This is a genomic window from Xenorhabdus miraniensis (genome assembly GCF_002632615.1).
Genome location: NZ_NITZ01000031.1, coordinates 1 through 25,081, shown reverse-complemented (window position 1 = coordinate 25,081; position 25,081 = coordinate 1). Strand labels below are relative to the sequence as shown.

The window sequence follows — 25,081 nt, the reverse complement described above, 5'->3', positions numbered from 1 at the left end:
CGTTTCCAGTGGTTATCCCCCTCCATCGGGCAGATCCCCAGACATTACTCACCCGTCCGCCGCTCGCCGGCAAAGAAGCAAGCTTCTTCCCGCTGCCGCCCGACTTGCATGTGTTAGGCCTGCCGCCAGCGTTCAATCTGAGCCATGATCAAACTCTTCAATTAAAGTGTTTGATGCTCAAAGAATTGTTACTGTTAGTTCATAATGAATTAACTGTTTTAGTCACTCTTCAAGACTTTTTTAATCTTTTTCGCCTTCCGGCGCAGATAGTGTCTTGCGAGTGCCCACACAGATTGTCTGATTAATTTGTTAAAGAGCGGTGCAACCGAAAGTCTCTTCCGGGTTGCGAGGCTGAGTATCTTACGCTTTTCGCCTCCGGAGTCAAGCGGTTATTTTCGCTTTTCTCTCACTTCCCTCAGCGGCGTGTCTCAGCTCAGCGTCGGTCAGTGGTGGCGCATTATAGGGAGTTTTACGGCGCTGACAATAGTTTTTTTGAATTTTATTTTCGATCGAGTATTTTTTGCTCTTTTTGATATAAAAACCACTCAATTAGCCTAATATTAAAACAAATTTTTTGATTGCGTGGTGATATTTTCCTCAATAACATTTCTACTAATTGTTATTCGTTCTTACTGTTGAGGTCTTTTATGTCCACTGTTTTGCGTCAATACTTAAATTTTTATCCTCAAATTGGTCAAAAAGTTCTTTTAGATCCTTCTTCTGTTGTGATTGGAGATGTCAGATTGGCAGAAGATGTAAGTATCTGGCCTCTGGTAGTTATCCGTGGAGATGTGAATTATGTCTCCATTGGTTCTCGCACAAATATTCAAGATGGCTCTGTTTTGCACGTAACTCACAAATCTAATGATAACCCTGATGGTTACCCACTAATAATTGGAGAAGATGTCACTGTGGGCCATAAAGCAATGCTGCATGGATGTAAGATAGGAAATCGAGTATTAGTTGGTATGGGAACTATTGTGCTTGATGGTGCCATTATTGAAGATGATGTAATCATCGGAGCTGGCAGCCTAATTCCCCCAGGAAAAAGGCTAGAAAGAGGATATCTGTACGTAGGTAGCCCAGCAAAACAAGTGAGAAAACTCAAACCTGAAGAATTAGAAGGGCTGCTTTATTCTGCTAATAATTACGCCAACTGGAAAGACAATTATTTAGCGACACAATCTGAAAGCAAAGAATAACGCCCAAACTGATCATCATGCCCACTCAAAATAACCGTTTCAAACTCCTCTTCTAGATCCCAGCGGTGTTGACGAAACAGAACGAGTGGGTGATGAGCTTGACCATAACGCGCAATAATCTCATCAGCACTAATCACACATTCCACCAGCAAACCATCTACCATTGCTGGAAATATCACTTTATTCCCGTTTTCATCCCATTCTTCACGATCAGGAAATTGAATTGATTGATTCATGAGTGTAATTCTCGCCTTAAAGCAGTTAAAACAGATCCTATTTCAGGAAATACCCCATGCCACAATTCAAAAGCGTGCGCAGCTTGCCCTACCAACATTCCCAAACCATCAGCTAAACGTGAAGCTCCATTTTGATGAGCAAAGCTGAGGAAAGGTGTTAATCCATACTGATAATACATGTCATAACAAACGCTATTGTTTTGAAAAAGTAACGGTGATATCGCAGGAATTTCTCCATCAAGGCCGGAAGCCGTTGCATTAATGACGATATCAAAGTCTGGAGAAATAAGTGCCTCCATCTCAACAACCCGGATATCACCTAATAGAGAAAATTTATTCGCAATTAGTTGAGCCCGCTCAAAAGTACGATTAGTGATAGTGACGGAGCATCCCAATGAGAGCAAAGGAGAGATTACTCCCTTCGCAGCCCCACCCGCACCAATAATCAAAATCCTTTGTCCCGGGGCAATGAAGTTAAGCCGCTGTAGATCCACCAGTAACCCAATCCCATCAGTATTATCACCAATAAGTTGATTTCCGCCGACCAATTTTAATGTATTGACAGCTCCACTAATCCTTGCCCGCTCAGTCAACTCATCTGAGCATCGGTAAGCTCTTTCTTTGAAAGGGACGGTGATATTAGCTCCCAAACCACCTTGTGCAAAAAAATGAGCTAAAGTTTGTTCAAAGCTTTCTATTGGTGCAAATATTTTCCCATATTGATGTTCAATGCCAGTCTGTTCAGCAAATAATCGATGAATATAAGGGGACTTACTATGTTCAATTGGGTTACCAAAAACCGCGAATTTATCCATTATTTTTACCCTTGCCGATATAACTTACCCGTTAAAGCGTCTCTGATTTCCGATGGATTTTTACGCCCCCCTACTTCTCCTTCCAAAATCGGGACACGATTCCCAAATTGCTGGCGCACTTCTTCCACACTCCGGCATGGTTCTAATCCGCTTAGATTAGCACTGGTCGACACAAGTGGTTTTTCATAACCAGAACATAATTGCTTAACCAAAGGATGGGTAGTGACTCGAACCGCCAACGTTGAAAACTTACCTGTTAACCATTTTGGTGTTGTTTTTTTCGCTGGTATAACCCATGTAACAGGACCAGGCCAAGAGGAAAATATGGTTTCCTTTTGTATATCGCTCAATTGCTCATCGTCAATATAAGGACATAGCCGCTCATAATTATCAGCAATAAGAATTAGGCCTTTTTCCCAAGACCGGTTTTTCAACGCTAAAAGCTCTTGTACTGCGTTCTCACTATCGGGATCACACCCTAATCCAAAAACAGCCTCTGTTGGATAGGCAATGACTTTTTCTTCTTTTAAGGCCGTGATAATTGCATCAAATGCAGGTGGGATTTCATTACTCATTTTCTTTCTCAATTTCATTGAATTGTTGCTTACTACACAATTTACTGGCACAAAACAATTTTATGCCTTGGTAAGCGCGTTTTTCCATTAACAATGGATAGTGGCAAAACATACATTCTCCCGGCACAGGTTTATTGTTAAGCGCAAATTGGCAATCGGGATAACGACTACAGGAATGAAATGTTTTTCCAAAACGAGATTTACGCTGAAATAACTGTCCTTGTTGGCATTGAGGACAATTAATTGATGTATCGTCTGGTTTATCAATCAATTCTGTATGCTCACATTCAGGATAGTGACTACAGCCAATAAACATGCCATAACGTCCTTGCCGTAAGACCAAAGTAAAACCACATGCTGGGCAGATCTGTCCATCCAATTCTTTTACAATATGCCCATCACCCTGTGATTTCAAAGGACGAAGATAATTGCAGGATGGGTAACCAGAACACGCATAAAATAGACCATGTGATCCATTACGGATGACTAACTCAGCACCACACTCAGGGCAGTATTCTGTTTCTTTTATAGCAAAGGGAACTTTCTTAGGCATATTTCACTCGCTAAATACCAGCCATCATAACGTTGGAAAAAATACAAATTAAATAGATTAATTGGTTCGGACATATCCACCAGCAACAACGGCAACTTTTCCCATAAGCTCTAAATCCAATAACTTGGTCATGACTTCTGTAATAGGAAGGGAAGAACGCTGAGCGATCACATCAATAGGTGTAACATCGTTACCTACGTTAACCAGCACATCCGCAAATGGCAACTCTGTTTGTGCAAATTGTTCACTATCCTTTTCTTCCACTTTTCCTTCAAAATTAATCCATTGAAACGACGAATTAATATGTTCCATTATATCCATCACACTTGTTGCCAGATAAGCCCCTTGCTTAATTAACCAATGGTTGCCCTCATTTGAAGGAGTACCTAGCGGGCCGGGTAATGCAAAAATATCCCTCCCTTGTTCAAGAGCACAGCGTGCTGTAATTAGTGATCCACTGTTTTTATGAGCCTCCACAATAAGAAGAGCCAAACTCAATCCACTAATAATCCGATTTCGTCTTGGAAAATTTTTCGCTTTGGGCGGCGTATCAGGAAAAAATTCAGAGACCAATGCGCCATTTTCTTTAATACGATGAGCCAGTGCCTGATGACGAGTGGGATAAATATTGTTAAGCCCACTACCAAGTACAGCAATAGTTTTTCCACCTGAATCTAATGTTGCCTGATGGCAAATACCATCAATACCAATCGCCAAGCCACTAGTTATGATCAGATTGTTTCTAGCTAATTCACTAGCAAAGGTCTTACCCCATTTTTCACCATAGAAAGTTGCTGTTCTGCTGCCAACCATGGAAATTTGTTTTTGGGACAGGAGCGATACATCACCCGTGACAAAAAGTACAAGAGGTGGTGAATGTATCTGTTTTAATAAAGGAGGATATCCAGGATGAGATAAAGTCAATAAATGGTTATTCGGTTGTTCTAACCAATTGAAAGCCGATATCAATGTGGCAGAGTTAGCCTTCATAAATTGCAAACATTGCGTAGGTGACAAACCACATTCTTTAAGAAAAGTAGTGCTGCAATTCTTCGCGTGTAACAGGCGATCCATAATGAATACCGCCTTTGCTGCTGAAAGATGAGTGACCATTTTCATTCGCAACCACATTTCCATTGTTTCCATATCGTCATCCTGACCTAATTGAAGGTAACTTCTGCATGATTATTTTATGTTCAATGCTGTCAATCTAAACGGGAAATGTCTAGAATAGGCAGCAATTATTACTCACTTTTTGGATGCAGTTCTAAACACATATGTCAGTTTTACAAGTATTACATTATCCAGACGAACGACTTCGCACAATTGCAAAGCCAGTAGAAAAAGTCGATGCAGAAATCCAACGTATCATTGATGATATGTTCGAAACGATGTATGCAGAAGAAGGTATTGGTTTAGCGGCAACACAAGTCGATATTCATCAAAGAATTATTGTCATTGATGTCTCTGAGGATCGTGAGCAACGTCTTGTTCTTATTAACCCAGAGTTAGTTGATGAGTCTGGTGAAACAGGAATAGAAGAAGGTTGTCTATCAGTTCCTGAACAGCGTGGATTTGTACCACGTTTTGAGAAAGTAAGAATTAAGGCTCTAGATTATAACGGCCAGGCATTTGAATTAGAAGCAGATGGTCTGTTGGCAATTTGTATTCAACATGAAATGGATCACTTAGTCGGTAAACTTTTTGTCGATTATCTCTCCCCATTGAAACGCCAACGCATCCGTCAGAAAGTTGAAAAAATTGACCGTCTGAGAGCCAAAAGCAAATAAATTTTATCATTGCAGGAAATAACAGTGTCTGATTCTTTACGTATTATTTTTGCCGGAACCCCTGATTTCGCGGCCCGCCATTTGACTGCTTTATTAAGCTCTCAACATCAAGTTGTTGGAGTACTCACTCGACCAGATAAGCCGGCAGGAAGAGGTAAGAAACTGACACCAAGTCCTGTAAAGGTATTGGCTGAAAAACAGGGTATTCCTGTTTTCCAGCCAACAACCTTACGTACAGAAGAAAGCCAACAATGGGTCATAGAACAGAAAGCCGATATTATGATTGTTGTTGCATATGGGCTGATTCTTCCCCAAATCGTATTAGATATTCCTCGTTTGGGATGCCTGAATGTTCACGGTTCATTGTTGCCTAGCTGGCGTGGAGCTGCTCCTATCCAACGCTCAATTTGGGCAGGAGACCAAGAAACTGGCGTGACGATCATGCAAATGGATGCTGGGCTTGATACTGGTGATATGCTGTTGAAAGCCATTTGCCCAATTAAAAATGAAGACACTAGTGCCAGCTTATATGAAAAACTTGCCAATATTGGTCCAAAAGCTTTACTCGATACCTTAAATTTAATCACATCGGGAAAATGCCAACCTGAAACTCAAGATAGTTCTCTTGCGACATACGCCGAAAAACTGAGCAAAGATGAAGCAAAAATGGACTGGAATTTATCAGCAATCCAGCTTGAACGTTGTGTTCGTGCTTTCAACCCTTGGCCGATGAGCTTCTTCTTAATAGATGATCACCCCATTAAGATCTGGCAAGCAGATGTCATCGCAGAGCAAACCATCCAAGCCCCTGGAACAATTATCAGCGCAGATAAAAAAGGAATCCAAATTGCGACTGCCGATGGAATACTAAATATCACTCAGTTGCAGCCTCCTGGTAAAAAAGCAATGTCCGCTGCCGATCTCTTAAATTCCAAACGTGAATGGTTTACACCAGGCAATAAAATCAACTAATACTAATTTGCCTGTATGCTCTTAGCATATAGGCGTCTTCCTATTTTATGATGCTGACGACAGCCAGCTTTTTAACCATACCATGAAAAATACATACAACCTGCGAAGCATCGCTGCAAAAGCGATCACCCAAGTACTTGAGCAAGGGCAATCTCTCAGCACCGTTATACCTGAAATGCAACAAAGAATTTCTGACAAAGACAAGGCTCTGCTGCAAGAACTCTGCTTTGGAGTTATGAGGGTATTACCTCAACTTGAATGGTTTATTAATCAATTAATGGAAAAACCATTAAAAGGAAAACAACGTATTTTCCACTACTTAATCATGGTTGGAATTTATCAGCTTATTTATACACGCATTCCTGCACATGCTGTACTTGCCGAAACCGTCAATGGTGCGATTACCTTAAAACGACCGCAACTAAAAGGGTTAATCAATGGCGTCCTTCGCCAATTTCAGCGCCAACAACAAGAATTAATCGAACGAGCAAATAATCATATCAGCCAATATTTACATCCTAAGTGGCTGTTAGAACGTATACAAAAAGCTTATCCACACAATTGGCAAAATATAGTGGATGCCAACAACCAAAAACCTCCAATGTGGCTACGGGTGAACCAATTCCATCATACGGCTAATGAATATCTCGCTCTATTAGAAGAGGCAAATATAGAAGCAGAATTGGATAAGGACCATCCTAATGCTATTCGCTTACTAATCCCTCGTCCTGTAAATACCCTACCCGGATTTGATAAAGGGTGGGTAACTATTCAAGATCGCTCTGCCCAAGGATGTGCCGAGCTTTTAACTCCATGTAACGAAGAATCTATACTCGATCTTTGTGCGGCTCCCGGAGGAAAAACCACTCATATCCTCGAGATAGCGCCAAAATCGAAAGTACTAGCTATCGATATTGATGAGCAAAGAATTAAGCGGGTGAATGAAAATTTACAGAGACTTAATTTACATGCCGTCGTAAAAACAGGTGATGGTCGTCTTCCACATAAGTGGGCTACAGATGAACAATTTGATCGTATTCTCCTTGATGCACCGTGCTCGGCAACTGGAGTTATTCGCCGTCATCCTGACATAAAATGGCTACGCAGAAGTGATGATATTGAGCAATTAGCCACATTACAATCTGAAATTCTTGATGCTATCTGGCCATATTTAAAGAAAAATGGCACCCTAGTTTATGCTACCTGCTCAATTTTGCCTCAGGAAAATAGTGATCAAATTAAAGCATTTTTGAAACGCCATTCAGATGCTGAGTTATCATCAGAAACAGGCACACAGGAAAAACCAGGAACACAAATCATTCCAGAAATAACAGGTGGTGACGGTTTCTTTTATGCTCGGCTAACTAAGCAGTAATATTTTTCTCTCGTTCTATTGGAACGAGAGAATTTTACCATTTTGCTAAAATATCAAGAATAGGAAAACAGCTTCTAATCAAGAAGAGAGTGCTATGAAGATAATTATTCTAGGTGCAGGCCAGGTTGGCGGAACATTAGCCGAAAATTTGGTTGATGAAAACAATGATATTACTATCGTTGATACCGATACAGATCGTTTACGTCAGTTGCAGGATAAATTTGATCTGAGGGTTGTAAATGGTCATGGTTCTCATCCTAGAGTATTAAGAGAAGCAGGGGCTGAAGATGCTGATATGTTGGTCGCTGTGACAAACTCCGATGAAACCAATATGATTGCATGCCAGATTGCTTACTCTCTATTCAATACCCCCAATAAAGTCGCTAGAATACGATCATCAGAGTATATCCGTGAATCAGAAAAACTATTCCAACCTGATCATATTCCAATTGATTATCTGATATCTCCTGAGCAACTGGTCATTGATTACATTTATAAACTGATCCAATACCCCGGCGCATTGCAAGTTGTTAATTTCGCGGAAGGCCGAGTCAGTATTGTTGCAGTCAAAGCCTATTATGGAGGCTCGCTAGTAGGAAATGCTTTATCTTCACTTCGGGAGCATATGCCACATATTGATAGCAAAGTTGCTGCAATATTCCGCCAAGACCGTCCAATTAGGCCACAAGGCTCAACAATTATTGAAGCAGGGGATGAAGTTTTTTTCGTTGCCGCATCGCAACATATCAGAGCTGTAATGAGTGAATTACAACGTCTTGAAAAACCATATAAACGCATCATGATCGTTGGTGGAGGCAATGTTGGTGCAGGCTTAGCCTTACGGCTTGAAAAAGATTATAGCGTCAAACTAATTGAGCATAACCAAGAAAGAGCAACAGAACTTGCAGAATTACTACATGATACCATTGTGTTCTATGGAGATGCTTCTGATCAAGAACTGCTAGCTGAAGAGCATATTGAACAAGTTGATGTTTTTATCGCATTAACAAATGATGATGAAGCCAACATTATGTCAGCGATGCTTGCAAAACGAATGGGAGCGAAAAAAGCGATGGTTCTCATTCAACGCAGTGCATATGTTGATTTAGTACAAGGTGGAGTCATTGATATTGCCATCTCACCTCAACAGGCAACAGTTTCAGCATTACTTGGTCATGTTCGTAAAGCCGATATTGTGAGTGTATTTTCATTAAGGCGTGGTGTTGCTGAAGCGATCGAAGCCATTGCTCATGGTGATGAGCATACATCAAAAGTTGTTGGGCGCAAAATAGGTGATATTAAACTGCCGCCAGGAACAACAATTGGTGCTATTGTCCGCAATGAAGAAGTCATTATTGCTAATGATTACAGTATCATTCAGCAAGGTGACCATGTAATCATGTTTATTACTGATAAAAAATTCGTTCCTGAAGTGGAAAAACTTTTCCAGCCAAGCCCTTTCTTCCTTTAAAGACACCTGCCTCAGCTTTATTAAACGGGTATCGTCACTTAATAAGTTAGAAGGCCAATGATAACAACTTGAAAAAATTATTATCATTGGCCTCCCAACCACTATTTTTGCCGTGTTTTGCTTTACGATTATAACTTCCTTTACCTTTTTTGTTTTTTTCTACTCTCTGTCTAAATAAAGGATCATGCAGTAAGGCTTCTATAGCATTATCTTTGATCACACCTTTTTTATGGTGATAAGTTGTCATAATGACCTCTAAGAAAAGTTAATTTAAGAAATGATTAATTAATTGAAATAATTATTTGATTAAAAACAAGGCAATTGTACTCTTAGTATTCGGAATAATAAAGAAAAATTATTTATTCGTTGCACCCTCCTCCAAAATTTCCAATATAGAACAATATGTACTTACATGTGCGCTACCACAACACGCATCACTTAACATTTTCAGAGAATCACGCATTTTTTGCATTTCCAATAATTTTTCTTCAACTTCCTGTAATCTTGAATCAACGATATGTTTCGATTCCTGACATGTGTGATGCTCAGGATCCACCCGAATAGATAATAATTCTACAATCGCTTCTAACGTGAAACCCAATTGTTTTGCATAACGGATAAAACGTAATCTCTGTAGATCTTGTTTTGTATAAAGTCTATAACCACCTTCTGTTCTTTCTCCATGAACCATCAGTCCCTGTTTTTCATAAAAACGGATAGTGTCTGGTGTAACACTTGCTAATTTAGCCAACTGGCCAATACGATACATCAGAGATACTCCCATCAAATAGAAAGTAGAAATAATTTTATCAGAATAGTCTAAGAGGTCACCTATACAGAGAGAATTTACAGGTTATTTGATAAGAAACAAGATAATGATGATTGGAAGAGAATTAAGGAGCAATAAAAAACCGGGATAATACCCGGTTTTTTACGCTTCTACAGATTACTCTGCAGATGCTGTTTCTGTCTGAGACTCAGCTGCGCGGTCAACAAGCTCGATGTATGCCATCGGTGCATTGTCACCAGCACGGAAGCCACACTTCAGAATACGAGTGTAACCACCTGCGCGGCTCGCAAAACGCGGGCCCAGTTCATTAAACAGTTTTGCCACGATCTCGTTGTCACGAGTACGGGCGAATGCCAGACGACGATTAGCTACGTTGTCGGTCTTGGCAAGAGTAATCAGCGGCTCAACGACGCGACGCAGTTCTTTCGCTTTAGGCAGAGTCGTCTTGATGATTTCATGACGAACCAAAGAACCTGCCATGTTACGGAACATAGCTTGGCGATGGCTGCTGTTGCGGTTCAATTGACGACCACTCTTACGATGGCGCATGACCTTATCCTTCTCAGTAAAACCTTAACCTGTGATCTAGTTATTCATCAGCAATACTTGCTGGTGGCCAGTTTTCCAGACGCATGCCCAGAGAAAGTCCACGCGAAGCCAGTACGTCTTTAATCTCAGTAAGAGATTTTTTACCCAGGTTAGGTGTCTTAAGTAACTCAACCTCGGTACGCTGTACCAGATCACCGATGTAGTGGATAGCTTCTGCTTTAAGGCAGTTAGCAGAGCGGACAGTCAATTCCAGATCGTCAACAGGGCGCAGCAGGATCGGATCAAACTCTGGCTTCTCTTCTTTAACTTCTGGTTGACGTACGTCACGTAAGTCAACAAAAGCTTCCAGTTGCTCAGCCAGAATGGTAGCTGCACGGCGAATCGCTTCTTCAGGATCGATTGTACCGTTAGTCTCCATCTCGATAACCAGCTTATCCAGGTCAGTACGCTGTTCTACACGAGCTGCTTCAACATTGTAGGCGATACGCTCTACTGGGCTATAGCAAGCATCTACTAACAAACGACCGATAGGGCGCTCATCTTCTTCCGAATGAATTCGGGCAGAAGCCGGCACATAACCACGACCGCGCTGAACTTTAATACGCATACTAATGGAAGCGCTTTCATCAGTCAGATGGCAGATTACGTGCTGCGGCTTGACGATTTCGACATCACCATCATGGATGATGTCGGCTGCAGTCACAGGGCCAATGCCAGATTTATTCAAGGTAAGGATAACTTCATCTTTACCCTGAACTTTCACCGCCAGCCCTTTCAGATTGAGGAGAATCTCCAGGATATCTTCCTGTACACCTTCTTTGGTGCTGTACTCATGCAGTACACCATCAATCTCAACCTCAGTCACCGCACAACCCGGCATAGACGAAAGCAGAATACGGCGCAGTGCGTTGCCAAGAGTATGGCCAAAGCCACGCTCTAATGGCTCAAGGGTCACCTTGGCGTGCGTCGAACTGACTTGCTCGATATCTACCAGGCGCGGTTTTAGAAACTCTGTCACAGAACCCTGCATTGTGTCCTCTCTTTGGTGCTAAGCTTTACTTAGAGTAAAGCTCGACGATCAGGTGTTCGTTAATGTCAGCGGATAGATCAGTACGTTCAGGAATACGTTTGAACACACCTTCCATCTTCGCAGCATCAACTTCCAACCAAGTTGGTTTCTCACGCTGCTCAGCCAGCTCTAAGGCTGCTTTAATGCGAGCCTGCTTCTTCGCTTTTTCACGAACGCTGACTACGTCATTCGGGGATACCTGATAAGAAGCGATGTTAACAACGCGACCATTTACCATGATAGCCTTGTGGCTTACCATCTGACGTGATTCAGCACGAGTCGCGCCAAAGCCCATACGATAAACGACGTTATCCAAGCGACTTTCCAGCAAATTCAGCAGGTTTTCACCTGTGTTGCCTTTCAGACGGGTCGCTTCTTTATAGTAGTTACGGAATTGACGTTCCAGAACACCGTAAATACGACGAACTTTTTGTTTTTCACGTAACTGTACACCATAGTCAGACAGACGCGGTTTACGTGCGCCGTGCTGGCCTGGTGCCTGTTCTAATTTACACTTGGTGTCAATCGCGCGAACGCCAGACTTCAGGAAAAGGTCTGTACCCTCGCGACGGCTCAGCTTGAGCTTAGGACCCAAATATCTTGCCATTTTCTTTCTCCAACAATCCTAAAAACGAAGACGCATTAAACGCGACGTTTTTTCGGTGGACGACAACCGTTATGAGGGATCGGAGTCACATCAGTAATATTAGTGATGCGGAAACCAGCCGCGTTTAATGCGCGGATAGTTGACTCACGGCCAGGACCAGGTCCTTTAACCATAACTTCCAGGTTCTTAATTCCGTATTCTTTTACTGCTTCGGCACAGCGCTCTGCTGCAACCTGAGCCGCAAACGGAGTAGATTTACGAGAACCACGGAAACCGGAACCACCAGCAGTTGCCCAACCCAATGCGTTACCCTGACGATCAGTAATAGTAACGATGGTGTTGTTGAAAGAAGCATGGATATGAGCCACACCGTCAGAGACTTGTTTTCTTACACGCTTACGTGCACGAATAGGTGCTTTTGCCATTATTCAATACCCCGATTATTTCTTGATCGGTTTACGCGGACCCTTACGGGTACGTGCATTGGTCTTAGTACGCTGACCGCGAACTGGCAGACCACGACGATGACGCAAACCACGATAGCAACCAAGATCCATCAGACGTTTGATACTCAGGGTCACTTCACGACGCAAATCACCTTCTACAACGTATTTAGCAACTTCGTCACGCAGCTTGTCAATTTGCTCTTCAGACAGCTCACTGATCTTAACATTTTCAGCAATGCCCGCTGCTGCACAGATTGCTTGTGAGCGGGTTTTACCGATGCCGTAGATCGAGGTTAACGCGATTACGGTATGTTTCTGATCAGGAATGTTAATGCCTGCTATACGGGCCACTATGCACTCCTACAATATTTATTCACTGCAACATCATTCTGAAAAGCCCGTTTTCAGGATACTCAAACAATGTTGCTGTCAGATAAAAAAGATTGGCTGGCTAATTTAGCCAGCTCAACCCAACTTTGCAAGAAAAATATGCGATTAATTAGCCTTGGCGCTGTTTGTGCTTAGGCTCTGCACTGCAAATCACACGAACGATACCGTTACGTTTAACGATTTTGCAGTTGCGGCATAATTTCTTGACGGAAGCACGAACTTTCATTTTTACTCTCCGTAACTTCTCAAGCAAACCTATTAGCGGTTATACCCTTTCAGGTTTGCCTTCTTCAATGCAGACTCATACTGACTCGACATCATTAAAGTTTGCACTTGAGCCATAAAGTCCATGATGACGACAACTACAATCAGTAGGGAAGTACCACCAAAATAGAATGGAACTTTCATTGCATCACGCATGAACTCCGGGATTAAGCAGATAAAAGTAATATATAACGCACCAACTAGGGTTAAACGAGTCATTACTTTATCGATGTACTTAGCCGTTTGCTCTCCCGGACGAATTCCTGGTACAAATGCACCGGACTTCTTCAGGTTATCTGCTGTTTCTCTTGGATTGAATACCAAAGCCGTGTAGAAGAAACAGAAGAAGATGATTGCAGACGCGTATAATAACACATAAAGCGGTTGACCTGGCTGCAAATACATAGAAATAGTTGTCAACCAGCTCCAGCCTGTTCCACCACCAAACCAAGAGGCTATGGTACCAGGGAACAAAATAATACTGGAAGCAAAAATTGCAGGGATAACCCCAGCCATATTCACTTTCAACGGTAAATGTGTACTTTGTGCCGCGAAAACTTTACGACCTTGTTGACGTTTAGCATAGTTAACAACGATACGACGTTGACCACGCTCCATGAAAACAACAAAGAAAGTTACGGCAAACACTAATACTGCAACCAACAGCAACAGGAGGAAGTGCAAGTCGCCTTGCCGAGCTTGCTCGATGGTGTGACCAATCGCAGGCGGTAAACCCGCAACGATACCAGCAAAGATTATGATCGAAATACCGTTACCGATACCTCGTTCAGTAATCTGCTCACCCAGCCACATCAAGAACATGGTTCCCGTGACCAGACTTACAACAGCCGTGAAATAGAACGCAAAACCAGGATTAATCACTAAGCCTTGCATTCCAGGCATATTTGGCAACCCAGTAGCAATACCGATTGACTGGAATATTGCCAGCACTAATGTGCCATAACGGGTGTACTGACTGATCTTACGACGACCAGCTTCCCCTTCCTTCTTAATCTCTGCTAAACGGGGGTTAACCACAGTTAGCAACTGGATAATAATAGACGCCGAAATATATGGCATTATACCCAGTGCAAAGATAGAAGCACGGCTTAAAGCACCACCAGAGAACATGTTAAACATTTCAATGATGGTGCCTCTTTGCTGCTCGAGCAATTTGGCAAGCACAGTGGCATCAATACCAGGGATTGGAATAAAAGAGCCAATACGGAAAACAATTAGAGCTCCAATGACAAACAAAAGTCTGCGTTTTAACTCGCCTAATCCGCCTTTGGCACTTTGAAAATCTAATCCTGGTTGTTTAGCCATCTGTTACTTATTCCTCAATTTTACCGCCAGCAGCTTCAATAGCAGCGCGGGCGCCTTTAGTAACACGCAAGCCACGCACAGTTACTGCGCGATTGACTTCGCCAGAAAGCATTACTTTAGCGAATTCAATTTGAGGGCCGATGATGTTAGCAGCTTTCAGTGCATTCAGATCGATAACATCGCCTTCAACACGAGCAAAATCAGACAGACGAATTTCTGCAGTGATCATTGCCTTACGTGAAGTAAAACCAAATTTTGGCAGACGACGATACAGAGGCATCTGGCCGCCTTCAAAACCGCGACGAACGCCACCGCCAGAACGAGACTTCTGACCTTTGTGACCACGGCCACCGGTTTTACCCAGACCAGAACCAATACCACGACCTACACGTTTAGGTGCGTGCTTGGCACCTTCAGCCGGAGACAGAGTATTTAAGCGCATCTGTTACTCCTCAACTTTAACCATATAGGAAACCAAGTTGACCATACCGCGAACAGCTGGTGTATCTTCACGTTCAACTGTATGACCAATGCGACGCAGGCCTAAACCAGTCAGAGTTGCCTTGTGTTTAGGCAAACGACCAATTGAACTGCGAACCTGAGTGATTTTAATAGTCTTAGCCATGGTCATTACCCCTGAATTTCTTCGACGGATTTGCCACGCTTAGCTGCGACCATTTCTGGAGACTTCATGCTGTCTAATGCATCCAGAGTTGCACGAACCACATTGATTGGGTTAGTGGAACCATAGGTTTTAGCCAGTACGTTACGAACTCCAGCCACTTCCAGAACAGCACGCATCGCACCACCGGCGATGATACCTGTACCTTCGTGTGCAGGCTGCATGAACACGCGAGAACCGGTGTGTGAGCCTTTCACTGGGTGGTACAGAGTGCCGCCGTTAAGTGCGACATTTTTCATATTGCGACGAGCTTTTTCCATCGCTTTCTGGATTGCTGCCGGAACTTCGCGTGCTTTGCCGTAGCCAAAACCAACGCGACCGTTACCATCACCAACTACAGTCAGTGCTGTAAAGCTGAAAATGCGGCCACCTTTAACGGTTTTAGATACGCGGTTTACCGCGATCAGCTTTTCCTGCAGTTCGCCAGCTTGTTTTTCGATGTGAGCCATCTTACACCTCTACCTTAGAACTGAAGGCCAGCTTCACGGGCAGCATCTGCCAGTGCCTGGACTCTACCATGATATTGGAAACCAGAACGGTCAAAGGACACATCTTTAATGCCTTTTTCCAGAGCACGTTCAGCAACAATTTTACCAACTAATGCTGCGGCTTCTTTGTTTCCAGTAAATTTCAGTTGTTCACTGATAGCTTTTTCTGTTGTAGAAGCGGCCACCAGAGTTTCAGAACCATTTGGTGCGATAACCTGCGCATAAATATGGCGAGGGGTACGGTGTACCACCAGGCGAGTTGCACCCAGTTCCTGGAGCTTGCGGCGTGCGCGGGTCGCACGACGGATACGAGCTGCTTTCTTATCCATAGTGTTACCTTACTTCTTCTTAGCCTCTTTGGTACGCACGACTTCATCGGCGTAACGAACACCCTTGCCTTTATATGGCTCAGGACGACGATAGGCACGCAGATCTGCCGCAACCTGACCAATCACCTGCTTATCAGCACCTTTCAGTACGATTTCAGTTTGTGATGGGCATTCCGCAGTTATGCCTGCTGGTAGTTGATGCTCAACCGGATGCGAGAAGCCTAAAGACAAGCTAACTGCATTGCCTTTAACTGCTGCACGGTAACCAACACCCACCAGTTGGAGTTTCTTAGTGAAACCTTCGTTAACACCAATAACCATTGCATTCAGCAAAGAACGAGTAGTACCCGCCTGTGCCCAAGCATCAGCAAAACCTTCGCGAGGTGCGAAAGTCAGTTGGTTATCCGCATGTTTAACTTCAACTGCGTTGTGGATTGTACGACTTAGCTCGCCGTTTTTACCCTTAATCGAAATAACCTGACCGTTGAGTTTAACCTCTACGCCGGCAGGAATGACGACGGGTGCTTTTGCAACACGAGACATTCTTTCCTCCCGAATTAAGCTACGTAGCAGAGAATCTCGCCACCCAGACCAGCCTGGCGAGCTGCACGATCAGTCATTACACCTTTAGAGGTAGAAACAACAGCGATACCCAAACCAGCCATAACTTGTGGCAGCTCATCTTTTTTCTTATAGATGCGCAGACTTGGGCGGCTTACACGCTGAATACTTTCTACAACAGCCTTACCTTGGAAATATTTCAGTGTTATTTCCAGTTCTGGCTTGGTGTCGCCTTCGATTTTAAAATCTTCAATGTAACCTTCTTCCTTCAGCACTTTGGCAATTGCCACTTTCAGCTTGGAGGAAGGCATGGTGACCGCAACTTTATTCGCGGCCTGACCGTTACGGATACGGGTCAGCATATCCGCGATCGGATCTTGCATGCTCATCTGTCTTTACTCCCGTGATTCAATTGGTGACAATTACCAGCTAGCCTTTTTAAGGCCCGGGATTTCACCGCGCATAGCGGCTTCACGGACTTTAATACGGCTCAACCCAAACTTCCGCAAGAACGCATGCGGACGCCCAGTTTGACGGCAGCGGTTACGCTGACGGCAAGGGCTGGAATCACGTGGCAGTGTTTGCAGCTTGAGAACAGCATTCCAACGGTCTTCATCAGATGCGTTTACATCAGAGATGATCGCTTTCAGCTCAACGCGTTTTGCGAAGAATTTCTCAGCTAATTTCGCACGTTTTACATCACGTGCTTTCATTGATTGCTTAGCCATGAGTACCCTGCCTTACTTGCGGAACGGGAAGTTAAACGCAGCCAACAGTGCGCGGCCTTCATCATCAGATTTCGCAGTAGTGGTGATAGTAATATCTAAACCACGTACACGATCCACTTTATCGTAATCGATTTCAGGGAAGATGATTTGCTCACGAACACCCATGCTGTAGTTACCACGTCCATCAAATGATTTAGCGGACAAACCACGGAAGTCACGGATACGTGGTACAGCAATAGAAATCAGGCGCTCAAAGAACTCCCACATGCGTTTTCCACGCAGGGTTACTTTACAGCCGATTGGATAGCCCTGACGGATTTTGAAGCCTGCAACTGACTTGCGAGCTTTGGTGATCAATGGTTTTTGACCAGAGATTGCTGCCAAATCAGCTGCTGCGTTATCCAGCAGTTTTTTGTCAGCGATTGCTTCACCAACACCCATGTTCAGGGTGATCTTCTCGACCCGAGGGACTTGCATGACAGAATGGTAACCAAACTGAGTCATCAGTTTCTGGACTACCTCGTCTTTGTAGTAATCATGCAGTTTCGCCATCGTATACTCCAAATTACTTGATAGTTTCGCTATTAGATTTGAAGAAACGGACTTTTTTGCCATCTTCGAATCTAAAACCTACACGGTCAGCCTTGCCGGTTGCTGCGTTAAAGATTGCAACGTTAGAAACATTAATTGCTGCTTCTTTTTCAACGATGCCACCTGGTTGATTCAGAGCCGGAACTGGCTTCTGATGTTTTTTAACCAGATTGATACCTTCAACAATGACCTTACCAGAAGAAAGAACCTGTTTTACTTTACCGCGCTTACCTTTGTCTTTACCGGTCAGCACGATAATTTCGTCATCACGACGGATTTTCGCTGCCATTGTCTGCTCCTTAGAGTACTTCAGGTGCCAGAGAGATAATTTTCATGAACTTTTCATTACGAAGTTCACGAGTTACCGGCCCAAAAATACGCGTACCGATAACCTGCTCACTATTGTTGTTCAACAATACGCAAGCGTTGCTATCGAAGCGAATGACAGAACCGTCCGGGCGACGAACACCCTTCTTGGTGCGCACCACTACCGCTTTCAGGACATCACCTTTTTTCACTTTACCACGAGGAATTGCTTCCTTGATTGTGATCTTGATGATATCACCGACGTCTGCGTAGCGACGGTGCGAGCCACCTAGAACCTTGATACACATTACGCGACGTGCACCGGAGTTGTCGGCCACGTTCAGCATAGTCTGTTCTTGGATCATTTTAGTGCTCCGCTAAATGTCAACTACTACTGAGCCACTTTATTTTTAAAGAGGCCGTTTCAATATCCCATACTACGAGGGCGCGGCATTATAACACCACATCTTCGCGATGGACAGAAAAATAAACGGCCCTGTTTTTCTGAGCCGTTTATTTCGTACGATACAGCGATCTATTATAGAACCGCTTTCTCTACAACGCGAACTAAGGTCCAAGATTTAGTCTTAGACAGTGGACGGGTTTCGCGGATTTCCACTACATCACCAATTCCACATTCATTGTTCTCGTCATGTACGTGCAGTTTGGTCGTACGTTTGATGAATTTACCATACAGAGGGTGTTTCACCTTACGTTCAATAGCAACAACAATGGATTTTTCCATTTTGTCGCTAACAACACGACCTTGCAGAGTACGGATTTTATCGGTCATTACGCACCCGCCTTCTCAGTCAGTAAAGTCTTAACGCGTGCAATATTACGACGCACTTGTTTCAACAGGTGAGACTGTTGCAGCTGGCCACTCGCCGCCTGCATACGCAGATTAAATTGTTCGCGTAACAGGTTCAGCAGCTCAGTGTTCAGCTCTTCAACGCTTTTTTCGCGCAGCTCTTGTGCTTTCATTACATCACCGTCTTAGTTACAAAGGTGGTTTTGATAGGCAGTTTCGCTGCTGCCAGCTTGAATGCTTCACGAGCCAGCTCTTCAGGTACACCGTCCATTTCATACAGGACTTTACCGGGCTGGATCAAGGCAACCCAGTATTCTACGTTACCTTTACCTTTACCCATACGCACTTCGAGTGGCTTTTCGGTGATAGGTTTGTCTGGGAACACACGGATCCAGATTTTACCTTGACGCTTAATTGCACGGGTCATAGCACGACGTGCCGCTTCGATCTGACGAGCAGTCAGACGACCACGGCCCACAGCTTTCAGACCGAAAGTGCCGAAGCTAACATCCGCACCTGCAGCCAGACCGCGGTTACGGCCTTTGTGCACTTTACGGAATTTCGTACGCTTTGGTTGTAACATCAGCGACTCTCCTTACTTGCGGCCTTTACGCTGCTGCTTTTTAGGTTGAGCAGCCGGTTTTTCCGCCTGTTCAACTGCAGCCATACCACCCAGGATCTCACCTTTGAAGATCCATACCTTAACGCCGATTACACCATAAGTGGTGTGCGCTTCAGAAGTATTGTAGTCGATGTCCGCACGCAGAGTATGCAGAGGTACACGACCTTCACGATACCATTCAGTACGCGCGATTTCAGCACCGCCCAAACGGCCGCTTACTTCCACTTTGATACCTTTAGCGCCCAGACGCATTGCGTTCTGTACAGCACGCTTCATAGCACGACGGAACATAACACGACGTTCCAGCTGTGAGCTGATGCTGTCAGCAACCAATTTTGCGTCCAGTTCAGGTTTACGCACTTCGGCAATATTAATCTGCGCAGGAACGCCAGCGATATCCGCTACAGCCTTACGCAGTTTTTCAACGTCTTCACCTTTTTTACCGATTACAATGCCTGGACGAGCAGTGTGAATGGTCACACGGATGCTTTTCGCAGGACGTTCGATAACGATACGTGAAATAGATGCTTTAGCCAGTTCTTTGTTCAAGTACTGGCGAACTTTAAAGTCGCTGTCTAGGTTGTCAGCGAATTCTTTAGTATTCGCATACCAGGTAGAGTTCCAAGGTTTGACAATCCCCAGACGAATACCATTAGGATGTACTTTCTGACCCATTGCTAGTCTCCAGAGTCTCAGCGATCGGACACAACCACAGTAATGTGGCTGGTGCGCTTCAGGATACGATCTGCGCGGCCTTTGGCACGAGGCATAATACGCTTCATAGTTGGGCCTTCGTCTACGAAAATTTTCGTGACTTTCAGATCATCGATGTCAGCGCCATCGTTGTGTTCTGCGTTAGCAATAGCAGACTCAAGTACTTTCTTCACTAAACCAGCAGCTTTCTTGTTGGTATAGGTCAGAGTTTCCAGAGCTTGCGACACTTTCTTACCGCGGATCAGGTCAGCCACAAGGCGAACCTTCTGAGCAGAAGAACGAGCGTGGCGATGTTTAGCGATAGTTTCCATCTCTTCCTCCTACCTTAGCGCTTTTTAGCCTTTTTATCGGCCGCATGGCCGCGATAAGTACGGGTCGGCGCGAATTCACCCAGTTTGTGACCAACCATTTCGTCGGAAACAAAAACTGGAACATGCTGACGACCATTATGGACAGCGATGGTCAAACCGATCATGTTAGGAAAGATCGTTGAACGACGGGACCAAGTCTTAATAGGCTTTTTGTCTCCGCTTTCCACCGCTTTCTCTACCTTCTTCAGCAAGTGCAGGTCAATAAATGGACCTTTCTTGAGAGAACGTGGCATGGCTTATCCTCTAATTATTTTTTAGAACGGCGACGTACGATGTATTGATCAGTACGTTTGTTGCTACGGGTCTTCTTACCTTTGGTCTGAATGCCCCATGGAGTTACAGGGTGTTTACCAAAGTTACGACCTTCACCACCACCATGTGGATGGTCTACTGGGTTCATCGCCGTACCGCGAACGGTAGGACGGATACCACGCCAGCGGCTTGCACCAGCTTTACCCAGAACGCGCAGCATATGTTCTGCGTTACCAACTTCACCTAAGGTAGCACGGCAGTCAGACAGCACTTTACGCATTTCACCAGAACGCAGACGCAGGGTTACATAAGCACCATCACGTGCAACGATCTGAGCATAAGCACCTGCTGAACGAGCCAGCTGGCCACCTTTACCTGGTTTCATTTCTATGTTGTGAACAGTAGAACCAACCGGGATGTTGCGCATTGGCAGAGCGTTACCCGCCTTGATTGCTGAATCAGCACCAGACTGGATCTGGTCACCTGCTTTCAGGCCCTTAGGCGCAAGGATGTAACGACGCTCACCGTCTTTATACAGAACCAGTGCAATGTTTGCTGAGCGGTTTGGATCATATTCCAGACGCTCAACAACAGCAGGGATACCATCTTTGTTACGTTTGAAGTCAATCAGACGATAATGCTGCTTATGGCCACCACCGATGTGACGAGTGGTAATGCGACCATTGTTGTTACGACCACCAGTTTTGTTGTTTTTTTCCAACAACGGAGCATAAGGCTTACCCTTATGCAGCTCAGGGTTAACCACTTTAACAACGTGGCGACGGCCCGGAGACGTAGGTTTACATTTAACAATTGCCATTGTTCTTTACTCCTCCGACTTACTCAGCGCCGCCAACGAAGTCCAGATTCTGGCCTTCTTTCAGGGTGACGTAAGCTTTTTTCCAGTCGCTACGACGACCAATACGCTGACCGTGGCGTTTAACTTTACCTTTAACCAGCAAAGTGTTTACACCTTCAACTTCAACTTCAAACAGTTTCTGTACGGCAGCTTTGATCTCTGCTTTAGTCGCGTCTTTCGCAACTTTGAGAACGATGGTGTTGCTTTTTTCCATCGCTGTAGAAGCTTTTTCAGATACGTGCGGCGCGCGCAGTACTTTCAGCAGACGTTCTTCACGGATCATGCCAGCATCTCCTCAACTTGCTTCACAGCTTCAGCAGTCATAACCACTTTGTCGAAGGCGATCAGGCTTACTGGGTCGATACCTGCGGCATCACGAACGTCAACCTTATACAGGTTACGAGCTGCTAAGAACAGGTTCTCATCAACTTCACCAGTGACGATCAGCACGTCTTCCAGAGCCATTTCTTTCAGTTTCTGTACCAGCAACTTAGTTTTAGGTGCTTCAACAGAGAACTTCTCGACAACGATCAGACGATCTTGACGTACCAGTTCAGACAGGATGCTTTTCAGAGCACCGCGGTACATCTTTTTATTAACTTTTTGACTGTGGTCCTGTGGCTTCGCTGCGAAAGTTACACCACCAGAGCGCCAAATTGGGCTCTTAATAGAACCAGAACGCGCACGGCCAGTGCCTTTCTGACGCCATGGTTTTTTACCTGAACCAGAAACTTCAGCACGAGTTTTCTGAGCACGAGTACCTTGACGAGCACCAGCTGCATACGCAACAACTACTTGATGCACAAGCGCTTCATTGAAATCACGCCCGAAGGTAGTTTCGGAAACAGTCAGCGCGCTTTGCGCGTCTTTCATTACCAATTCCATTCCTATCTCCTCGACGTTACGCCTTGACAGCCGGTTTTACGATCAGGTTACTGTTCGTTGCACCTGGAACAGCACCTTTGACCAGCAGCAGGTTACGCTCAGCGTCAACACGTACTACATCTAGGCTCTGAACGGTTACACGCTCATTACCCAGTTGGCCTGCCATTTTCTTGCCTTTAAATACCTTGCCCGGAGTCTGGTTCTGACCGATAGAACCCGGAACACGGTGGGACAAGGAGTTACCATGGGTAGCATCCTGAGTACGGAAGTTCCAGCGTTTAACAGTACCCGCGAAACCTTTACCTTTAGATGTACCAGTAACGTCGACTTTTTTAACGTCAGCGAAAATTTCAACGCTAATGCTTTGGCCTACAGTGAACTCTGCGTCGCCTTTTGACAGACGGAATTCACGCAGGATGCGACCAGCTTCAACGCCAGCTTTAGCGAAATGACCTGCTTCAGCTTTATTAACGCGGTTAGCTTTTTTGCTACCAGTCGTTACCTGAATTGCACGATAACCGTCAGTCTCGTTGCTTTTAACTTGAGTAACACGGTTATCTTCGATTTCGATAACAGTTACAGGGATTGAAACGCCATCTTCTGTGAAGACGCGAGTCATACCCACTTTTTTACCGACTAAACCAATCATTGTTTCAACCTCTCAATCGTTCAATGACCTGATTAACCCAGGCTGATCTGCACGTCTACACCGGCAGCCAGATCCAGACGCATCAGAGCATCAACGGTTTTCTCGGTTGGCTCAACGATGTCAACCAGACGTTTGTGAGTGCGAATTTCGTACTGATCACGCGCATCTTTGTTAACGTGCGGAGAAATCAGAACGGTAAAACGCTCTTTACGAGTCGGCAGCGGGATCGGACCACGAACCTGCGCACCAGTGCGCTTAGCGGTCTCTACGATTTCCGCAGTTGATTGATCGATCAAGCGATGATCAAATGCTTTCAGGCGGATACGGATTCTTTGGTTCTGCATGAGACCAGAGCTCCAACTATTTTATAAACGTAAATAATTACTCCTCGCACCCATTTCGATTGATGGGGGAGTGTAATCGTTCAATGTGTAACTCCCATATCGGGAGTATTTTAAATGGCGGTAATTCACCGCTCATTACTGATAAAATCAGTCCTACTACGTAGGTAAGCTCGCGCATTATACGTGAATTTACTCACAAAGCAAGATTAAGGATGAAATCTATTCAAAAAATACACATCGGAAGGGGGAAAAAGGAAAAGCGCCCTATATACAGTAAATTATAGTTATAGGGCGGCAAATTATAGCTATTCTTCTTCAGCAAGCTGAGATTGAATGTAATTTTGTATACCAATTCTAGATATGAGTTCAAATTGAGTTTCCAGCCAGTCTATATGATTTTCTTCATCCGTAAGTATCTCTATCATCAAGTCCCGGCTGACATAATCATGAACTGAATCAGCATATGCGATTGCTTCTCTCAGATCTTTTGCACCACGTAATTCTAATTCCAGGTCAGAACGTAGCATCTCTTCTACATCTTCACCTATATTGAGTTTGCCCAAATCTTGTAGATTTGGTATCCCCTCCAGAAAGAGAATGCGCTCGATAAACTTATCTGCATGCTTCATTTCGTCAATAGATTCGTGGTACTCAACGTTATTTAATCGCACCAATCCCCAATTTTTAAACATTCGGGCATGTAAAAAATACTGATTAATAGCGACAAGCTCATTACCAAGAAGTTTGTTCAAATGTGCAATTATTTTTTTATCACCTTTCATAACAATTTCCTCCGCTTCCAGTAACTATAGTGTAGTACTCGTTTAGCAGAGTAATTGCAAGAAAATTGGATCTATTTTAAGCAACATTATTTATTGGGGGCAGGAGGGCAATCTCCTCATTTATGATTTCACGTGCCTGACGTATGCATTTTCCGCAATCACTTCCTACAGGAACAAAGTCCCTCAGCTCTCTGATAGAACGAACATGTTGCTGATGAACAGCGTTGCGTATGGTTTTATCACTTATTGCATTACAGAGACAGACATACATGGAAGCACTCTTCTAGCTATTTACATTACACTCTTGATAACTATTTAGGTCAGATAAAATAGCTACACTTAAAGTTGGTTACGTTTATAAAATAAACGATACAAGGGTATAGTAAATAGAAATAAATCTCATTTCAATTATTGTTTTTGTTCTGCCTTGAGATAAAACAAAGCCACCAATTATGGTGGCTAAAAATAGAAAAGAGGAGCCAAGGCCCCTCTTTCGTTATAATCTTTTGATAATCAAAGATTAAGCAATAACTTTAGCAACAACACCAGCACCTACAGTACGGCCGCCTTCACGGATCGCGAAACGCAGACCTTCGTCCATTGCGATTGGCGCAATCAGGTTAACTACCATGTTGATGTTGTCACCTGGCATTACCATCTCTACGCCTTCTGGCAGT

Annotated in this window: 44 protein-coding genes; 6 read left to right on the top strand and 38 right to left on the bottom strand. The window is 44.1% G+C overall.

Annotation, left to right across the window (positions count from 1 at the left end; all coding sequences use genetic code 11):
* Together Xmir_RS33270 and Xmir_RS33265 are read left to right on the top strand one after the other, a co-directional pair.
* Nucleotides 1-305, top strand: a 305-nt coding sequence (locus Xmir_RS33270) for a hypothetical protein (RefSeq protein ID WP_208620376.1), incomplete at its 5' end; no start/stop codon positions are given.
* 342 nt (nucleotides 306-647) lie between these two features.
* A complete protein-coding gene (locus Xmir_RS33265) occupies nucleotides 648-1,202 on the top strand; it encodes a gamma carbonic anhydrase family protein (RefSeq protein ID WP_099112803.1) in 555 nt (184 codons plus the stop codon).
* Here the strand turns inward: Xmir_RS33265 and Xmir_RS33260 are convergent.
* Genes Xmir_RS33260 through dprA form a run of 5 tightly spaced genes read right to left on the bottom strand, consistent with a single transcriptional unit; the run spans nucleotide 1,169 to nucleotide 4,527 of the window.
* Nucleotides 1,169-1,438: a DUF1488 family protein gene (locus Xmir_RS33260; RefSeq protein ID WP_099112802.1), complete on the bottom strand. Its 270-nt coding sequence runs from the start codon at nucleotides 1,436-1,438 to the stop codon at nucleotides 1,169-1,171. The two genes, Xmir_RS33265 and Xmir_RS33260, sit on opposite strands and share 34 nt — an antisense overlap.
* A complete protein-coding gene (gene aroE / locus Xmir_RS33255) occupies nucleotides 1,435-2,253 on the bottom strand; it encodes a shikimate dehydrogenase (RefSeq protein WP_099112801.1) in 819 nt (272 codons plus the stop codon). The genes Xmir_RS33260 and aroE overlap by 4 nt, the downstream gene beginning before the upstream one ends.
* A 5-nt stretch (nucleotides 2,254-2,258) precedes the next feature.
* Entirely contained in the window at nucleotides 2,259-2,828 is a 570-nt protein-coding gene (gene tsaC, locus Xmir_RS33250) for an L-threonylcarbamoyladenylate synthase type 1 TsaC (protein WP_099112800.1), read from the bottom strand.
* On the bottom strand, nucleotides 2,821-3,381 hold the full coding sequence (locus tag Xmir_RS33245; RefSeq protein WP_099112799.1) for a DNA topoisomerase family protein: 561 nt from the start codon (nucleotides 3,379-3,381) through the stop codon (nucleotides 2,821-2,823). The genes tsaC and Xmir_RS33245 overlap by 8 nt, the downstream gene beginning before the upstream one ends.
* Before the next feature lie 57 nt (nucleotides 3,382-3,438).
* Nucleotides 3,439-4,527, bottom strand: coding sequence for a DNA-protecting protein DprA (gene dprA, locus Xmir_RS33240; protein WP_099112798.1), 1,089 nt, complete (start codon nucleotides 4,525-4,527; stop codon nucleotides 3,439-3,441).
* Nucleotides 4,528-4,658: 131 nt separating this feature from the next.
* Between dprA and def the strand changes: the two genes are divergently transcribed.
* From def to trkA, 4 genes are all read left to right on the top strand, one after another.
* On the top strand, nucleotides 4,659-5,171 hold the full coding sequence (gene def, locus Xmir_RS33235) for a peptide deformylase (RefSeq protein WP_099112797.1): 513 nt from the start codon (nucleotides 4,659-4,661) through the stop codon (nucleotides 5,169-5,171).
* Nucleotides 5,172-5,195: 24 nt separating this feature from the next.
* A complete protein-coding gene (gene fmt, locus Xmir_RS33230) occupies nucleotides 5,196-6,143 on the top strand; it encodes a methionyl-tRNA formyltransferase (RefSeq protein ID WP_099112796.1) in 948 nt (315 codons plus the stop codon).
* Nucleotides 6,144-6,225: 82 nt separating this feature from the next.
* Complete coding sequence (gene rsmB, locus Xmir_RS33225; protein ID WP_099112795.1) at nucleotides 6,226-7,518, top strand: 16S rRNA (cytosine(967)-C(5))-methyltransferase RsmB; 1,293 nt, start codon at nucleotides 6,226-6,228, stop codon at nucleotides 7,516-7,518.
* Between the two features lie 94 nt (nucleotides 7,519-7,612).
* Nucleotides 7,613-8,989 carry a Trk system potassium transporter TrkA gene (gene trkA, locus Xmir_RS33220; protein ID WP_099112794.1) on the top strand — a complete coding sequence of 459 codons (1,377 nt, stop codon included), beginning with the start codon at nucleotides 7,613-7,615 and terminating at the stop codon, nucleotides 8,987-8,989.
* A 46-nt stretch (nucleotides 8,990-9,035) separates the two neighbouring features.
* On the opposite strand, the gene Xmir_RS33215 is transcribed toward trkA, so the two are convergent.
* From Xmir_RS33215 to Xmir_RS33055, 33 genes are all read right to left on the bottom strand, one after another.
* The gene (locus Xmir_RS33215; RefSeq protein WP_099112793.1) at nucleotides 9,036-9,236 is read right to left on the bottom strand and encodes an alternative ribosome-rescue factor A; all 201 of its coding nucleotides are present in this window, start codon (nucleotides 9,234-9,236) and stop codon (nucleotides 9,036-9,038) included.
* Between the two features lie 108 nt (nucleotides 9,237-9,344).
* Nucleotides 9,345-9,758, bottom strand: coding sequence for a Zn(2+)-responsive transcriptional regulator (gene zntR, locus Xmir_RS33210; protein ID WP_099112792.1), 414 nt, complete (start codon nucleotides 9,756-9,758; stop codon nucleotides 9,345-9,347).
* Nucleotides 9,759-9,935: 177 nt separating this feature from the next.
* Complete coding sequence (gene rplQ / locus Xmir_RS33205) at nucleotides 9,936-10,328, bottom strand: 50S ribosomal protein L17 (protein WP_047961667.1); 393 nt, start codon at nucleotides 10,326-10,328, stop codon at nucleotides 9,936-9,938.
* 40 nt (nucleotides 10,329-10,368) lie between these two features.
* Complete coding sequence (locus tag Xmir_RS33200) at nucleotides 10,369-11,358, bottom strand: DNA-directed RNA polymerase subunit alpha (RefSeq protein ID WP_038269634.1); 990 nt, start codon at nucleotides 11,356-11,358, stop codon at nucleotides 10,369-10,371.
* Between the two features lie 25 nt (nucleotides 11,359-11,383).
* Nucleotides 11,384-12,004, bottom strand: a complete 621-nt coding sequence (gene rpsD / locus Xmir_RS33195; protein WP_045960135.1) for a 30S ribosomal protein S4 — start codon at nucleotides 12,002-12,004, stop codon at nucleotides 11,384-11,386.
* A gap of 35 nt (nucleotides 12,005-12,039) precedes the next feature.
* Nucleotides 12,040-12,429, bottom strand: a complete 390-nt coding sequence (gene rpsK / locus Xmir_RS33190) for a 30S ribosomal protein S11 (protein ID WP_002919257.1) — start codon at nucleotides 12,427-12,429, stop codon at nucleotides 12,040-12,042.
* Nucleotides 12,430-12,444: 15 nt separating this feature from the next.
* Nucleotides 12,445-12,801 carry a 30S ribosomal protein S13 gene (rpsM, locus tag Xmir_RS33185; protein WP_038240472.1) on the bottom strand — a complete coding sequence of 119 codons (357 nt, stop codon included), beginning with the start codon at nucleotides 12,799-12,801 and terminating at the stop codon, nucleotides 12,445-12,447.
* Nucleotides 12,802-12,949: 148 nt separating this feature from the next.
* Nucleotides 12,950-13,066, bottom strand: a complete 117-nt coding sequence (gene rpmJ, locus Xmir_RS33180) for a 50S ribosomal protein L36 (RefSeq protein ID WP_012768118.1) — start codon at nucleotides 13,064-13,066, stop codon at nucleotides 12,950-12,952.
* A 32-nt stretch (nucleotides 13,067-13,098) separates the two neighbouring features.
* Nucleotides 13,099-14,430, bottom strand: a complete 1,332-nt coding sequence (secY, locus tag Xmir_RS33175) for a preprotein translocase subunit SecY (protein ID WP_099112791.1) — start codon at nucleotides 14,428-14,430, stop codon at nucleotides 13,099-13,101.
* Nucleotides 14,431-14,437: 7 nt separating this feature from the next.
* Nucleotides 14,438-14,872 (bottom strand): 50S ribosomal protein L15, encoded by a 435-nt coding sequence (rplO, locus tag Xmir_RS33170; RefSeq protein WP_069317325.1) that lies wholly within the window; start codon nucleotides 14,870-14,872, stop codon nucleotides 14,438-14,440.
* A gap of 3 nt (nucleotides 14,873-14,875) precedes the next feature.
* The gene (rpmD, locus tag Xmir_RS33165) at nucleotides 14,876-15,055 is read right to left on the bottom strand and encodes a 50S ribosomal protein L30 (RefSeq protein WP_008913894.1); all 180 of its coding nucleotides are present in this window, start codon (nucleotides 15,053-15,055) and stop codon (nucleotides 14,876-14,878) included.
* Between the two features lie 5 nt (nucleotides 15,056-15,060).
* Complete coding sequence (gene rpsE, locus Xmir_RS33160; protein WP_047961671.1) at nucleotides 15,061-15,561, bottom strand: 30S ribosomal protein S5; 501 nt, start codon at nucleotides 15,559-15,561, stop codon at nucleotides 15,061-15,063.
* A 14-nt stretch (nucleotides 15,562-15,575) separates the two neighbouring features.
* The gene (rplR, locus tag Xmir_RS33155; protein ID WP_038240476.1) at nucleotides 15,576-15,929 is read right to left on the bottom strand and encodes a 50S ribosomal protein L18; all 354 of its coding nucleotides are present in this window, start codon (nucleotides 15,927-15,929) and stop codon (nucleotides 15,576-15,578) included.
* 9 nt (nucleotides 15,930-15,938) lie between these two features.
* The gene (gene rplF, locus Xmir_RS33150; RefSeq protein ID WP_099112790.1) at nucleotides 15,939-16,472 is read right to left on the bottom strand and encodes a 50S ribosomal protein L6; all 534 of its coding nucleotides are present in this window, start codon (nucleotides 16,470-16,472) and stop codon (nucleotides 15,939-15,941) included.
* Between the two features lie 14 nt (nucleotides 16,473-16,486).
* Nucleotides 16,487-16,879 carry a 30S ribosomal protein S8 gene (gene rpsH / locus Xmir_RS33145; protein WP_038240479.1) on the bottom strand — a complete coding sequence of 131 codons (393 nt, stop codon included), beginning with the start codon at nucleotides 16,877-16,879 and terminating at the stop codon, nucleotides 16,487-16,489.
* A 33-nt stretch (nucleotides 16,880-16,912) separates the two neighbouring features.
* A complete protein-coding gene (gene rpsN, locus Xmir_RS33140; protein WP_010847489.1) occupies nucleotides 16,913-17,218 on the bottom strand; it encodes a 30S ribosomal protein S14 in 306 nt (101 codons plus the stop codon).
* A 12-nt stretch (nucleotides 17,219-17,230) separates the two neighbouring features.
* Nucleotides 17,231-17,770, bottom strand: a complete 540-nt coding sequence (gene rplE / locus Xmir_RS33135) for a 50S ribosomal protein L5 (RefSeq protein ID WP_045968052.1) — start codon at nucleotides 17,768-17,770, stop codon at nucleotides 17,231-17,233.
* Between the two features lie 13 nt (nucleotides 17,771-17,783).
* On the bottom strand, nucleotides 17,784-18,098 hold the full coding sequence (rplX, locus tag Xmir_RS33130) for a 50S ribosomal protein L24 (protein ID WP_099112789.1): 315 nt from the start codon (nucleotides 18,096-18,098) through the stop codon (nucleotides 17,784-17,786).
* A 10-nt stretch (nucleotides 18,099-18,108) separates the two neighbouring features.
* Nucleotides 18,109-18,480, bottom strand: coding sequence for a 50S ribosomal protein L14 (rplN, locus tag Xmir_RS33125; protein WP_004246955.1), 372 nt, complete (start codon nucleotides 18,478-18,480; stop codon nucleotides 18,109-18,111).
* A gap of 173 nt (nucleotides 18,481-18,653) precedes the next feature.
* Complete coding sequence (gene rpsQ / locus Xmir_RS33120) at nucleotides 18,654-18,908, bottom strand: 30S ribosomal protein S17 (protein ID WP_010847485.1); 255 nt, start codon at nucleotides 18,906-18,908, stop codon at nucleotides 18,654-18,656.
* The gene (gene rpmC / locus Xmir_RS33115) at nucleotides 18,908-19,099 is read right to left on the bottom strand and encodes a 50S ribosomal protein L29 (RefSeq protein WP_010847484.1); all 192 of its coding nucleotides are present in this window, start codon (nucleotides 19,097-19,099) and stop codon (nucleotides 18,908-18,910) included. The genes rpsQ and rpmC overlap by 1 nt, the downstream gene beginning before the upstream one ends.
* Complete coding sequence (gene rplP / locus Xmir_RS33110; protein ID WP_012990491.1) at nucleotides 19,099-19,509, bottom strand: 50S ribosomal protein L16; 411 nt, start codon at nucleotides 19,507-19,509, stop codon at nucleotides 19,099-19,101. The genes rpmC and rplP overlap by 1 nt, the downstream gene beginning before the upstream one ends.
* A 12-nt stretch (nucleotides 19,510-19,521) precedes the next feature.
* Nucleotides 19,522-20,223: a 30S ribosomal protein S3 gene (rpsC, locus tag Xmir_RS33105; RefSeq protein WP_069317333.1), complete on the bottom strand. Its 702-nt coding sequence runs from the start codon at nucleotides 20,221-20,223 to the stop codon at nucleotides 19,522-19,524.
* Between the two features lie 17 nt (nucleotides 20,224-20,240).
* Nucleotides 20,241-20,573: a 50S ribosomal protein L22 gene (gene rplV, locus Xmir_RS33100; RefSeq protein WP_010847481.1), complete on the bottom strand. Its 333-nt coding sequence runs from the start codon at nucleotides 20,571-20,573 to the stop codon at nucleotides 20,241-20,243.
* Nucleotides 20,574-20,587: 14 nt separating this feature from the next.
* Complete coding sequence (gene rpsS / locus Xmir_RS33095; protein WP_011148791.1) at nucleotides 20,588-20,866, bottom strand: 30S ribosomal protein S19; 279 nt, start codon at nucleotides 20,864-20,866, stop codon at nucleotides 20,588-20,590.
* A 14-nt stretch (nucleotides 20,867-20,880) separates the two neighbouring features.
* Complete coding sequence (rplB, locus tag Xmir_RS33090) at nucleotides 20,881-21,705, bottom strand: 50S ribosomal protein L2 (protein ID WP_099112788.1); 825 nt, start codon at nucleotides 21,703-21,705, stop codon at nucleotides 20,881-20,883.
* Between the two features lie 19 nt (nucleotides 21,706-21,724).
* Complete coding sequence (gene rplW / locus Xmir_RS33085) at nucleotides 21,725-22,027, bottom strand: 50S ribosomal protein L23 (RefSeq protein ID WP_038269605.1); 303 nt, start codon at nucleotides 22,025-22,027, stop codon at nucleotides 21,725-21,727.
* A complete protein-coding gene (gene rplD / locus Xmir_RS33080; protein ID WP_045968043.1) occupies nucleotides 22,024-22,629 on the bottom strand; it encodes a 50S ribosomal protein L4 in 606 nt (201 codons plus the stop codon). Before rplD ends, rplW begins: the two co-directional genes overlap by 4 nt.
* Before the next feature lie 16 nt (nucleotides 22,630-22,645).
* Complete coding sequence (gene rplC, locus Xmir_RS33075; protein ID WP_099112787.1) at nucleotides 22,646-23,278, bottom strand: 50S ribosomal protein L3; 633 nt, start codon at nucleotides 23,276-23,278, stop codon at nucleotides 22,646-22,648.
* Nucleotides 23,279-23,310: 32 nt separating this feature from the next.
* Nucleotides 23,311-23,622: a 30S ribosomal protein S10 gene (gene rpsJ, locus Xmir_RS33070; RefSeq protein ID WP_001181005.1), complete on the bottom strand. Its 312-nt coding sequence runs from the start codon at nucleotides 23,620-23,622 to the stop codon at nucleotides 23,311-23,313.
* Between the two features lie 305 nt (nucleotides 23,623-23,927).
* Nucleotides 23,928-24,404, bottom strand: coding sequence for a bacterioferritin (gene bfr / locus Xmir_RS33065; RefSeq protein WP_099112786.1), 477 nt, complete (start codon nucleotides 24,402-24,404; stop codon nucleotides 23,928-23,930).
* Between the two features lie 76 nt (nucleotides 24,405-24,480).
* The gene (gene bfd / locus Xmir_RS33060; RefSeq protein WP_099112785.1) at nucleotides 24,481-24,675 is read right to left on the bottom strand and encodes a bacterioferritin-associated ferredoxin; all 195 of its coding nucleotides are present in this window, start codon (nucleotides 24,673-24,675) and stop codon (nucleotides 24,481-24,483) included.
* 249 nt (nucleotides 24,676-24,924) lie between these two features.
* Nucleotides 24,925-25,081, bottom strand: a 157-nt coding sequence (locus Xmir_RS33055) for an EF-Tu C-terminal domain-related protein (protein ID WP_479688411.1), incomplete at its 5' end; no start/stop codon positions are given.